Here is a 12,532-nt window from a genome sequence, read left to right as displayed (position 1 = left end):
GAGCGGGTCCCACAGCGCTGCGCGCTGTGCCAGCGAAGCGCCTCGCTGCGCTCGGCGGGGCTCGGCTTCGCCGAGCCAGAGCCGGCCCTTCGGGCCGGGAGTCCTTCGCTTCGCTCCGGACAAGGTTCGGGGTTCCGCTTCGCTCCACCCCGAACGGCCTGCTTCGCAGGCATGGATGACTCCGTTTCACGGAGTCCGGGCCTTCGGCCCGTTGGGCGGGTCCGCTTCGCTCCCCCGCCTGGGTCCTTCCGGCTCCGCCTCCAGGACCAGCCCGCTCCGCGGGCGGCTGGCAGCAGAACGGTGGTGTGCTGCGGTCTGCTCCTGGCCTGCGGTGTTCCCGGGGCTGGCCGGGAGAGGGCTGGGTGCCCTGCGGCTGTAGCGCATGGCGATTGCTGTCACTTGATGTCGGCTCCTGTCAGCCGCGGGCCGAGCAGCCTGGCGCATGCGAGAGATGGAACCGGGTGTGCTTCAGTATTGCTTCCGGATTGTCTCTGGAATGGATGGGTTGCATCGCTACGGCTTCGGCTCGTCGTGGCCGGTGTCAATCAGTGCGACTCCGTACGGAGGTGTCAGCTGCCCAGCTTGCTGAACGCCCAGCGCAGCACTTCCTGGTCAGGGTGGTCGCGGCCTGTCCGTTCGAGTGCGGTCAGGGTGTGGGCGGTGAGTCGGGCCCAGTTGCGGAAGTTGCCATGCGCCGCGTGGTGGTCGGCGAAGGCGATGTCCGCCGGATCGGTCCTGGCCCAGATGGGGTGGTAGAGCGGGATGGCCTGCTGAACTTCCCGCAGAGTGAGCTTGGTGATGTGCTGCCAGATAAAGATGCGGGAGGAGAGCATCGGCTCTTTCCGCAGCACCGTGTGTGCCCCCTCGCCGCCGGCGAAGATGATCGCGATCTGTGAGTACGGGTGGTCCCAGACGAACCGAAAATATTCGAACGTCTCTCGATTTAGCCATTGGGCTTCGTCCACGACCAGCGTACGCGGCTGGGCCGCCAGCGAGTCCAGGATCAGCCGATCGAACTCGGACGGGTGACGCGGAGGTTCGCCCGGCAAACCGAGCGCAGTGAAGAGCTCATACCGCACCGCACGGGCGGTGGGGCGGGCCCTGAAGCTGATCCGGCAGACCTCCTCGCCACGGGTCCTCTCAAGCTCACGCAGGCAGACGTTCGCGGCGAGTGTCTTGCCCACCCCGGCCGGACCGTGGAGGCACATCATCGCTCTGGCGTCGATCGTGTCGGTGATGTTCTCCCTCGCGGCCAGGAGTGCCCGGGTCGTGACGACCGTGGCGTCCGCGAGCTGGGTGTAGTGGTCGGTCTCTCGCGGCGGCAGCTGGCTCGTCATCGCTTCTCCTCTCGGACGGCAGGGCGCAGGGAGGCTGGGGTGTTCCAGTCGTCGGGCGGTGGGGCGGGAGGGATGAGGTCGGGCAGGGCCAAGGCGGCCATGTCTCTGTCGGCGGCCGCGTCGAGTTCCCGGGCGGCTTCGGCCGCTGTGACGGCGCCCAGGCGCTGCGCGGGAGTGGGCGTGGTGGCCGGGGCGAAGCGCTGGCGGCGCAGGGCCTCGGCCTTCTTCGCCTCCTCGCGTAGACGGCGGGCCCGCACAGTGCGAGCGCGGCGCAGTTCGTCGAGCTGTTCGGGGGTGGCGGCGTCGGCGAGGTGAGCGGTGCCCAGGTGACGGCCGGACGGGTCGCAGACCTCGATCTCGTGATCGTGGTGGGGCATGTGCCGGATCCGGACGTGGCGGCCTGCCTGGCCAGCCATCCACGCACCGATGTAGTCACGGCCCCGCCAGCGCACCCCGTGGCTGCTCAGCTTCCGCACCCGGCCGTCGTCTTCCAGCATCAGCCCCCACAACGCGGCCTCGGGGATGTCCGAAAGGAGCGTGGGGTCGGCCTGCCAGGCCTCGAGAGGGGTCCGGCCGGCCAGGCCGGAGGGGCGGTGTTCGGTGTTCCACCACCGTGCCCAGTCGAGGACCTCGGCCGTGAACTCGGCGAAGGTCAGCGGCACCGGCTCGTCAGGATCGGGTTTCTTCTTGGCACGCCGGGGCTTGGGGGTGAGGGTGTAGCCGGGCAGGACCGCGAAGAGCATGCGGTCGGCACACCGGTTGAGGTTCTCCACCGTGCCCTTCAGATGAGGGCTGTAGGCAGGCAGGTCCTCGAACTTGGTATCCAGGTCGGTGAACGCACCCAGGACCGTCTTCGACAGGAAATCCCGGCCGCGATCGACCCGCACATGCTCAGGGATGCCGCCCGCGGGCCCATACGGGCCTGTGCGCAGCACCGCGGCGCGCAGGGCCGCCAGGATCGAGGCCCGGGACGGATAGCCAGGGGTGACCGCGGTCCCGGTGATGGTCTTCGTCGCGACGTCGATGAACCAGGTCACCCACGGGCGTACCAGCTCCCCGTCCGCGTGGACCATAAGCGGCGCCTGGACGTGGTCGGCCTCCCAGGTGTGGTTCCGCCAGAGCCTCGGACGACGCCCGAACACATCGTGGGCCCGGGCTGCCTCCGGCCCGCGGGCCAGACCCGCGCGCTCGCCCGCGGTCAGGTCACGGCGCACCGCGCGCAGGAACGTCGACAACGACGGCACCGGATCCAGCAAGGGCACCACCTCGTTCGACGCACCGCCTGGAAGCGGCATGGCCGGTTCCCCCGCTGCGATCCGGGCCCGGACGACCAACTGCCGGTGAACCGCCGAGGCGTTCCCCCGCCAGTACGCCAGCAGCACCCGCACCTCAGCCGTCACCTCGAACCGGGACACCGGCCGGGCACCCGGAACAGCCCCTGCGTCTGGATCGGCTTCGGCCTGCGCGAGCCACCGCCACACCGTCCGCTCCGACACCCCCAGACACTCCCCCGCAAGACGCACATGCCCCCGCGACAGCCGCCCCTGGGCCCGCAGCAGCAACAACCGCTGCACAGCAGGGCCGCGCAACGCCGCGAGCGCCAGCCCCTGGAGCTCAGGCACCGGCTCTGCCACGTCCAGCGGTGCCGACGTTCCCGCCTCGGATGAACTGATCATGGAACCGCTCCCTGCCGCCCGTCTTGGCCTCCCTTTCCGATCCCGCGCCGCCAGCCGCTACGGGTAGGGGCCCAGCCGGGCACAGGCCTGCTCCATCAGCGCACGGTCCACCTGTACGTCCCCGCCACGCTTGGACAGGGCGTAGACGTGGGAGGTGACCTTCGCCCAGGTACGGAAGTTGCCCCGCGCCACCGTCGTATCCGCCCATCCCACGTCCGCGGGATCGACGCCCTCCCACACGTCATGGAACATCGCCAGCGTCTCTACGAGCCGCTCCTGGTCCAGCCCGGGGACCTGGTGCCAGGTCAACACCCGCGACCGCAACGCCGGCGCCCGCGCGATCACCCGCTCCGCCCCCGCCCCGCACAACAGCAGCGCGGCAGCGGTCCCCGGCTCGTCCCACAGCAGACGCAGGTAGTCCAGCAGCGGCGGCCACAGACGCTGCGCATCATCGAGGAACAGCACCCCCGGCCGGCGCAGCGCCTCCCCCAGGGCCCGGTCCGCCGGCTGCGCCCGGTGCGACAAAGACCCCGCTGCCAGCCCCAGCGCCTCCAGCAACGACGCCCGCATCTGCGGCAAGCCCGGCTTCACACCGACCACCGCCCGCCAGACCGGAACCCGATCGGGCAGCAGATGCAACGCCTGCTGCACCGCCACCGTCTTCCCCACCCCCGGATCCCCGAACACACACCCAATCCCCCGCGCCGCCACCGTGTGCCCCACCACCTCGACGACCTCCGCGACCGCCCCCGTCGACACCACACGCGCGCCCGGCACAAACAAGCGCACCCCACCCCGCGACGGACCAGTGCTCTCCTCGTCCGACTCGGCAACGCCTGAGACTTCCCCAGCCGAGTCCAGCACCGGCAGGCCCTCACCCGCCCGCTCCAGCTTCAGGTCGGCCAGAACCCGTTCATACCGGCTAGCCTCAACCCGGTTCCGGGAAGGCCTCGCCACCTCCAACACCCGCCCCGCCCGCAGATCCCGGAGCACCACACGCTGGAGTGTCGAAAGAGACGGGACACGCCCAACACCCCACTCCTCCAGCCCACCATCAGCGTGTGCCCGCTCCAACCGCCGACGCAGGCCGGAGACGTTCCCACCCTCTTCCGCGAGCACCGCCCACAGCGCCTCGCTCACCGCGAACCCGTCCCGGCGCGGCCTCGCCTCGATCCGCCCCGCCCGCCCCTCAGCGAGCCAACGCCACACCGTCCGCTCCGACACCCCGGCAAGCTCCGCAGCGACCCTCACATGCAGCCGGGACACGACCCCCGACTCCTCCACCGCGAGCAGACGCCGAACCACCACACCCCGACCCGCGCCTGACCCCGCAGCCGGAGCCCCTGCCTCATCACGTACACCGCGACCCGACCGACCAGCCATACCCGCCAGCACAGCCCAAACAGACCACCCCGAACACAGGAACTTTCAACCCTGTGACAGCCACACCATCCACGTGCTATCGACAAATGGCAGCCCCTTGGTCGCCCCGTGACAGCCATCACGCAGCCAGGAACCGTGCTGTACCAGGCCCGAAATCCATCACACACTGATGACGCCCAAGCCCCGCCACCACACCCCCAACTCACAGCAAGAAGGCCGCCACAGTCTACTTCGGCGCAGTCGCCACCGCTCGCGGCTGACCCACGCCCAACACCGCGCAGACCCCGCCAGCCCGGCCCACATGCAAGAGGCCCCGGCCGCGCCCCGCAAGGGGAGCAGTCGGGACCTGGTGGTGTGCGGTCCGATCGGATTGCCGGCGTCAGCGAGAACTCGGATGAGCGGCATCGGGGGAGTGCACGCGGAGCGCCCGGGCCGCTCGGGCGAGGGAATGCCTGCACGGTTCGGCGTTCTCTGTCAGTCGGCAGCAGTATCGTGCAGTCTGTTTCCGTGCGGAGGCCGCCGTGGATGGCGGAGACGCCCGTTGGGGGGGGCTGCGGGAGTCGAGATACTGCTGGCAACAGCAGGAGCCTGGAGCGGTGGGCGGCGCAGGCTGAGGTGGGGGTGTTCATGGCAGGGTCGGGGCAGCGGAATCGATCCCGTGGTGAGTTGATTCGACAGCGGGCGCGGTCGCAGTTCGTGGGGCGGCGGGCTCAGTTATCCCTGTTCGCCGAGAACCTGACGAAAGATCCGGAGGCCGCGGAGTTCCTGTTCCATGTGCGCGGAGTGGGCGGGGTCGGCAAGAGCACCCTGGTGCGGCAGTGGCAGCATGCCGCGCGGGCGGCCGGGGCGGTCACCGCGGTGGTGGACGAGAACGACGTGCACGGTGTGCAGCAGGCGCTGGTGGAGCTGGCGCGGCAGTTGGCGGAGGAGTCCGGGCCGTTCAAGGAGTTCGACAAGGCCGCGGAGCAGTACCGCCGGGAGCAGGAGGCGGCCGCCGAGCCGATGCCGGTCGAGGGTGCGGACCCGGCGGAGGGCGGGGCCTCGGTGTCCAGCCGGCTGGTGTCGCAGGCCGCGCTGGGGGCCGTGTCGCTGATCCCTGGGGCCGGGGTGATGACCGCCATGGCGAACCCGGACACGGCTGCTCAGGGGCTGGACCGGCTGCGGGCGGGTGTGCGGGGTCGGAGCCGTCGGGCGCGCGGGGGTGATGCGGCCGGGGTGAGCCGGGCGTTCGTGTCCGAGGTGGGCCGGCTGTGCGACCGGTATCCGTGGGTGGTGCTCTTCCTCGACACGTGGGAGCAGACCGGGCGCTACCTGGACGACTGGCTGCGGGAGCTGCTGAGCGATGCCTTCGGGTCGTTGCCGGCCAATGTGATCGTGGTGATGGCGGGGCGGGACGAGCTGCGGGAGCGGGATTGGGCCGAGCTACGGGCCCAGGTGGCCGACGTACCGCTGGAGGAGTTCGACGAGGTCGAGACGAGGGCGCTGCTCGCGGCGCGCGGCGTGACCGAGCCGGAGGTGGCGGAGGCGGTGTGGCAGCTGTCGATGGGGCTGCCCCTCCTGGTGGAGCTCTTCGCGCTCACGAAGCCCGCGGCTGCCGGGGACGTGGACGCGGGCGGGGACGTGGTGGATGCGGCGGTCGACCGGTTCGTGCAGTGGATCACCAGTGCGCAGCAGCGTGAGGCGGTCCTGGCGTGTGCGCTGGTGCCGCAGCTGAACGAGGACGTGTTCGTCGCCGCCGTGCCCGTTGAGGCGCAAGGGTTGTGGGCGTGGCTGTGTGACCAGCCGTTCGTCACGGGCCGTGGCGACTTCAAGCAGTACCACGCCGTGGTGCGCGCCAGCATGGTCCGCCAGCAGCGCACCCGCTCGCCGCAGCGTTGGGTCGCGGCGCATCTGCAGTTGGCGGAGGCGCATGCTGGTTGGCGGGCCGTTGCCGAAGAAGGCCTTCCCGTTGGGAAGCGGTGGGGTGACGCGCGGTGGCGTCGGCATCACGTCGACGAGACGTACCACCGGCTCTGCGCACAGCCCGCGGCGCATCTGGCGTCAGCGCTGGGCGAGGCCGTGCAGGCTGCCGGGCGTGACACGGCCGCGCTGCGGCAATGGGCCGACGCACTCGACCAGGCGGCTCGGGACACGGCGGATCCCGAGCTCGTGCTGTGGGCGCGGCGGCTTCAGAAGGCCCTTTCGGGTGACGAGCCCGCCATGGCCGCTCTGACTGCGCTGCTCACCGAAGGTCGGCTGAGTACCGCTGCACGGGCGTGGGCTCATACGTACCGCGGCCGGCACCTCTACCTCGAGGACCACGACGAGGAAGCGCTCGCGGAACTCGACCGCGCCATCGGCCTCGACCCCGGCAACGTTCGTGCCTGGGCCTGGAGGGGCGACCTCCACCGGTGGCAGGGCCGCTCCGAGCAGGCCATTGCCGACCTTTCCACCGCGCTCGGCCTCGACCCGGCGTACGCCTGGGCGCTCCTCACCCGGGGGGAGGCACATCGGGAGGCCGAGAACTACGACGAGGCCATCACCGACCTCACTGCCGCGCTGGAACTGGACCCCACCATGTCCTGGGCCCACAGCCAACGCGGTGAAGCCCATCGGCAGGCCGAGCGGTACGACGAGGCCATCGCCGACTTCACGGCCGCGCTCGCCCTGGATCCTGCCGACGCCTGGACAATGGGCTCCCGCGGACAGGCTCATTGGCAGGCCGACCGCTTCGAGGAGGCCGTCACCGACCTCACTGCCGCTCTCGAACTCGACCCCGCCGAGACATGGCCGCTCGTCGTGCGCGGCATGGCACACCGGGACGCCGGGCATGACGACGCGGCCATCGCCGACCTCACGGCCGTACTCGACCAGGACCCCACCAACACGGTGGCCATGACCCAACGTGGAATCGCACACCGGGAGGCAGACCGCTGCGACGAGGCCATCGCCGACTTCACCGCGGTGCTCGAGCTGGACCCCGCGAGCGGCTCGGTCCTCATCCAGCGCGGTATCGCCCATCTCAGGGCCGATCGCAGTGAGGAGGCCATTGCCGACTTCACGGCCGCGATGGTCCTGGACCCCGGCAGTTCCTTGACGCTGGTCTCGCGCGGCATCGCACACCGCAGGTTCGGACGCTACGACGAGGCCGTCGCCGATTTCACCGCCGCGCTCGTTCTGGACCCCGCCAATGCCGGGATCTTCATCTCACGAGGGACCGCGCATCAGCAGGCCGGCCATCACGCGAAGGCCATCGCGGACTTCACCGCCGCACTCGAGACGGACCCGGCATCGGTCAGGGCCCTCATCTCGCGCGGAGAGGCGTACCGGGACGTCGGCCAGGACGAGGAGGCCATCGCGGACTTCACGGCCGCGTTGGTCCTGGACCCCACAGACGTCATGGGGTTGGTGCAACGCGGAATCTCGTACGGGGACTACGGTCAGCTCGACGAGGCCGTCGCCGACTTCACCGCCGCACTCGCGCTGGCGCCGGCCGACCCCTTGGCCCTCGTATCGCGCGGAATCGCGCACAGGCACTCGGGCCACTACGAGCAGGCGATTGCCGACCTCACCGCCGCGCTCGACGTGGTTCCCACCTTGGCCACGGCCCACAGCCAACGGGGTGAGGCCCATCGGCAGGCCGAGCGGTACGAGGAGGCTGTAGCCGACTTCAACGCCGCGCTCGCTCTGGACCCCGCCAATGCCTGGGCCCTGGGCTCGCGCGGACAGGCCCACCGTCAGGCTGGACGATACGAGGAGGCCGTCACCGATCTGACCGCGGCACTGGAACTCGACCCCGGCGAGACATGGCCACTGGTCGAACGCGGAATCGCGCACCGGGAAGCAGCTTGCTGGGACGAGGCCATCGCCGACTTCACGGGTGCTGTTGGCCAGGACCCCACGCTGGCCCGGGGATTCACCCAACGGGCCATCGTCCATGCGACACTCGGCCACCTCGACGAGGCCCTCACGGACGTCACCGTGGCGCTCGACCTGAATCCGGCCGGCTCCCTGGCACTGGTAACGCGGGGGTTCGTGCACCGGGAGAGCGGCCGTTACGACGAGGCCGTCGTCGATCTGACCGCGGCGCTCGACCAGGTCCCGACGCTCGTGCCGCCACGTATGCAACGGGCCCTCGCCCACGTGGCGCTCGGCCGGTTCGACGAGGCTCTCGCAGATGTCACCGCGGTACTCGGCCAGGAGCCCGCCAACGTCTCCGTACTCACACAGCGCGGCATGATCCACCGGCAGGCGGGCCAACACGGCTCGGCCGTCGCCGACTTCACCGCAGCGCTGGAGCTGGATCCCGACTACGCGTTGGCACTGCAGGAACGCGCCATCACCGCTCGTCAGATGGGGGACTTCGGCCAGGCGGGTGACGATCTCGAGCGAGTCCTGGCCGCGGATCCCGACGACGTCGAATGCCTCTTCGAGAAGGCGATGCTCGACTCCGTGCGGTCGGGAGGCGGCGAGGCGCGGGAGCGGTGGGCGGAGCTGCTCGACCGTCCCGGGCGTGCGGCGGCCGATGACACCGATCCGGTCTTCGCCTTGATCCGCGTCCTCTTGTTCGGGCAGGACGGCGACGTCTCGGAGGCAACCGGGGTGTTCCTCTCGCGCGTCTCGGACCAGGGCGTTCGCGCAGACCTCCGGCACTATCTCGGCGAGCTGTCGGCTTTGGGGGGCGAGGTGGCAGACCGGGTGGGGGTGGCTGAGCGGGTCCTATCGGAGCGCGCGGCGGGATGAGGGTGCCCCCGCCCCGCCTTTGGGGCGGGGCGCCTTGGTACGCCTCGATCGGCGATCTGCTTCACCTCGCCGCCCTCTCCCGGTGGGTGGCGAGGTGAAGTTCGCGGGGGGTCCGGGCGACGGGTCTACGGGGTGGTGCAGATGACCCAGGCTGACGCCCTGTTGCTGACGTCGGCGGTGTTCTTCACACCGACCGACCAGCCCCCGCTGGTGGGGATGGAGTCGGTGATGAAGGTGAGCGTGCTGGTGGTCTGGCCGCCGCCCCCGGTGGGCACCGTGCCCGCCGGACAGTCCACGTGCGCGAAGCCGAAGCCTCCGGCGGGGATGGTCACCTGATCGCTGTGGTGCTGCGTGTGCGCGCTCAGCGGAGCGACGACTCCGGGGTCGGCCGGATAGGCGGGCTTGGCCGGATCGTCCCTGCCGTCCAGAGCGATGGCGGAGGTCACGCCGCCGGCGACGAGCACGAGGGCGGCCACGGCAGCAACGGTGAGGGGGCGGATTGGTTTCATGTCTCGGCCTTCCTTGCCTATCAGGGATCCAGACACCCTTGGGCTGCCCCGGTCCCGCAGGGTGACCCGCCCGGCCACTCGTTCGGCCCAGGAAGAAACGTCTGTGCGCATCCCGAAAGAGTGACCTGCCGGCTGCCGCACGGGGCTCAGCGCTTGAATGCGGTGAGGGTGCTCTTGTCGGCGGTGCCGCCGACGCATACGAACACGGCCTCTTCGGATACGACCGGTGCCGAGTGCCAGGCGCGACCGTCGAGGGTGGCCGTCCATTACTTTCGGCCGGAGGCGGGGTCGACGGCGTGCAGGACGGCGGGGCCTTCACCGCCGCTGCTGAAGTAGACGGCTTCGTCGGTGGGGACCATCGTGGAGCGTACCGCGCGGTCGGTGCCGAGCTTCCACCGTTGCCGGCCGGACCTGCCGTCGATCGCGTGGAGCGTGCTGCCGTACTGGCTGCCGTCCGATGTGGCGGTGTAGACGGTTCCGCCGTGTTCGGACATCGACGTGCTCAGGCCGTCGCTGTTCGCGGGGAACGTCGTCCGCGGTCTGCCGGTGGCCGTGTCCAAGAAGTGCAGGCCATCTCGCGAGAGGGCGTACACGGCCCCTCCTGCGACGGCCAATGGTGGAACGGGTGAGTTGGAGTAGGTGTCGAACACCCATCGTTGTCGGCCCGTCGCGGTGTCGACGGCGTGGACAGGGCCGTCGACGGCTCGGAAGTACACGGTGCCGTCGGACACCACAGGCGGTCTGGCGACCGACTTGTCGACGAGGAACCTCCACCGTTCCTGTCCTGTCGCGGCGTCGAGCGCGGCCAGGTACCTGTCCCCGCCGCGGCCGTCGCGCATGCTGAAGGTGCCCATGTACACGGTTCCGTGGTCGACCGTGAGCCCGTGGAAGGAGAAGCCCGGGGCGGGCACCGACCAGCGGATCCGGCCCGTCTCGACATCGACGGCGTACAGGCGCCCGTCGTAGCCGAGATGGGAGTCGCTCGACCGGACGTACACGCTGCCGTCCGCGGCCACGGGGGTGGAGAGCGCGCCCCCCTCCAGGTTGGTGTCCCACACCGACTGGCCGGTGGCGGCGGTGACGGCGTACAGACGCGCGTTGACCTCGGAGTCAGACCTGTTGGCGGCGGCGTACACGCGTCCGTCGGCGAAGGCCAGCGCCGCGAGCCGTGCTTCGAAGGAGAAGGTCCAGAGCTGTCGGCCCTCAGTGGCCCGGGAACCTCCGCCGGCGGTGCTGCCCGATGCCGACGCCCCGTCCGGGGCGCTGCTTCGGGGGGGGAGTCCCCGAACGAGAAGACACGTACTCCGCCGTATGTCAGCAGCGCCAGGAGGGCCAGGATCAGGGCCCCGGCCAGAGCGAGGACCAGTCGGCCGGAGCGGGTGTTGTTCGCGGTGATGGGCCCGAGCGAGATCTGGCTGCGGGAGATCTCGGTTCCTGTGATCACGATGCTGCCGGTGTTCTGGGACCGGGCGTCGCTCAGGTGTAGTCGCAGCTGTCGGTGCAGGTCGGGATCGGCTTCGATCTCCGCTTGCAGAGCTTCCCCCGCGACGTGTTGCGCCGCCGGATCGTCCGGGGCGGCGGCCAGGCCGGCTAACGCCTCGCGGCCACGTTCTGTGGAGGTCATGCGACTGCGCACGAGATCGGTCACCAACTGCCCGGCCTCCGTACCCACGGTTCCCGCCGCACCGCTCATCGCCGCGCCGACCGTTCCGATCGCCAGGCGCGCGAGCTCCGCTGCCTCCATCGGTCCCCCCGTCCCGATTCCGTCATGCGCACGCCATGCTGGCACGGCGGATCAGCCCGTGCGGGACATACGGCTTCCTCCGCGCGTCAGTGGAGGTCGTTCCGGACGTCGTCTTCGTGCAGGCGCTGTTCGAGATCGGTCACCCAGCGCTGGGCCCACGCGCGGAGCTCGGCAGTTTCGTCTTCGGTGAGGCCGTACGCGGCGAACTCCTCGTCGTCGGCCCAGTCCGCGCCGGCGAGGCGGTCGCGGAGGTCGTGGAGGCGGAATTCGTCGCGGCCGTGTCGCCTGCCGAGGTGTTCCAGCTCGTTGGTGGTGCGGTGGCGGGAGGCCGCGTGGACGTCGATGAGGTCGCGTACGGCGCCGCGGTCGGCCAGGGCGCGGACCTTGGTGCCGATGACGGAGTCGAAGGCGAGGACCGGGCCGTACTCGGTCTGGGCCGGCGGTGTCCAGAAGTGTTCCTTGAGTACGTCCACCTCGCACTCCTCGCCCGTGTCGGGGTCGGCGGTCATCAGGCGGGCCGACAGGGCGTCCACGTCGATCACGCGCACGTGCCAGCCGCGTGCGGCCAGGCCCCGCTCCAGGTCCGCGACGATCTCCGCCATGGGAGCCGGGTTCTCGGTGGCTACGTCGAGGTCCTGGCTGAGCCGCTCGACGAGGCCGTGGGCCTGGACGGCGTACCCTCCGGTGATCACGAGGGGGTACGGGGCGCCGATGTCGATGACGGCGGCCAGGAGCCGCCGGTGCAAGTCGCTCAGGTTCACGCTGCGGCGGATCCTGTGGTCGCCAGCTCGGGGAAGGCTTCTTCCCAGACCTGCCGCAGATGCCTGCTGATCAAGGTGCGCAGGACGGGCCACTGCGCCAGGAGGAGGTCGTGGTTCAGCAGGGTGACGAGGTCCTCGTGCTGTCCTTCGGCCAGGACGGTGCGGTACAGGCCCATGCGCAGGCGCGGCCGGTCCAGGTCGTAGGCGCGCAGTCCGGACCAGGCCACGTGCAGCGGCAGCTCGACGACGCCGTGCCGCGGACCTGCGAGTTTCTCCAGCGAGGCGGGCAGCCGGCCCGCGTACCGGGCGTGCAGCACCTCGGCGGCCGAGGGCGCCGCGCTGCTGGAGGAGAGCGTGACCATGGACCCGATTATCCCGCGTCCCGCCCGTCCCCGGTACC

8 protein-coding genes are annotated in these 12,532 nt (G+C 70.6%); 1 reads left to right on the top strand and 7 read right to left on the bottom strand.

Translation table 11 applies throughout. The features are described 5' to 3' along the window. Window positions 1-569: 569 nt before the first annotated feature. From ACFWP3_RS30215 to ACFWP3_RS30205, 3 genes are all read right to left on the bottom strand, one after another. The gene (locus ACFWP3_RS30215; protein WP_384227276.1) at window positions 570-1,337 is read right to left on the bottom strand and encodes an AAA family ATPase; all 768 of its coding nucleotides are present in this window, start codon (window positions 1,335-1,337) and stop codon (window positions 570-572) included. Further along, window positions 1,334-2,911 (bottom strand): Mu transposase C-terminal domain-containing protein, encoded by a 1,578-nt coding sequence (locus ACFWP3_RS30210; protein WP_384227281.1) that lies wholly within the window; start codon window positions 2,909-2,911, stop codon window positions 1,334-1,336. Before ACFWP3_RS30210 ends, ACFWP3_RS30215 begins: the two co-directional genes overlap by 4 nt. 159 nt (window positions 2,912-3,070) lie before the next feature. Further along, window positions 3,071-4,279 carry an AAA family ATPase gene (locus ACFWP3_RS30205; protein WP_384227275.1) on the bottom strand — a complete coding sequence of 403 codons (1,209 nt, stop codon included), beginning with the start codon at window positions 4,277-4,279 and terminating at the stop codon, window positions 3,071-3,073. A gap of 471 nt (window positions 4,280-4,750) precedes the next feature. Between ACFWP3_RS30205 and ACFWP3_RS30200 the strand changes: the two genes are divergently transcribed. Beyond that, window positions 4,751-9,118 carry a tetratricopeptide repeat protein gene (locus ACFWP3_RS30200; protein ID WP_384227273.1) on the top strand — a complete coding sequence of 1,456 codons (4,368 nt, stop codon included), beginning with the start codon at window positions 4,751-4,753 and terminating at the stop codon, window positions 9,116-9,118. A 125-nt stretch (window positions 9,119-9,243) separates the two neighbouring features. On the opposite strand, the gene ACFWP3_RS30195 is transcribed toward ACFWP3_RS30200, so the two are convergent. From ACFWP3_RS30195 to ACFWP3_RS30180, 4 genes are all read right to left on the bottom strand, one after another. Beyond that, window positions 9,244-9,627 (bottom strand): hypothetical protein, encoded by a 384-nt coding sequence (locus ACFWP3_RS30195; RefSeq protein ID WP_384227271.1) that lies wholly within the window; start codon window positions 9,625-9,627, stop codon window positions 9,244-9,246. Window positions 9,628-9,893: 266 nt separating this feature from the next. After that, entirely contained in the window at window positions 9,894-10,940 is a 1,047-nt protein-coding gene (locus tag ACFWP3_RS30190; protein ID WP_384227279.1) for a PQQ-binding-like beta-propeller repeat protein, read from the bottom strand. A 517-nt stretch (window positions 10,941-11,457) separates the two neighbouring features. Continuing rightward, window positions 11,458-12,132 carry a nucleotidyl transferase AbiEii/AbiGii toxin family protein gene (locus tag ACFWP3_RS30185; RefSeq protein WP_384227269.1) on the bottom strand — a complete coding sequence of 225 codons (675 nt, stop codon included), beginning with the start codon at window positions 12,130-12,132 and terminating at the stop codon, window positions 11,458-11,460. Further along, complete coding sequence (locus ACFWP3_RS30180; RefSeq protein ID WP_384227267.1) at window positions 12,129-12,494, bottom strand: hypothetical protein; 366 nt, start codon at window positions 12,492-12,494, stop codon at window positions 12,129-12,131. The genes ACFWP3_RS30185 and ACFWP3_RS30180 overlap by 4 nt, the downstream gene beginning before the upstream one ends. Window positions 12,495-12,532: the final 38 nt, after the last annotated feature.

Origin of the sequence: Streptomyces sp. NPDC058525 (genome assembly GCF_042719495.1) — a bacterium.
Classification (GTDB): Bacteria; Actinomycetota; Actinomycetes; order Streptomycetales; family Streptomycetaceae; genus Streptomyces.
This window is presented reverse-complemented; position numbering and strand designations above follow the sequence as displayed.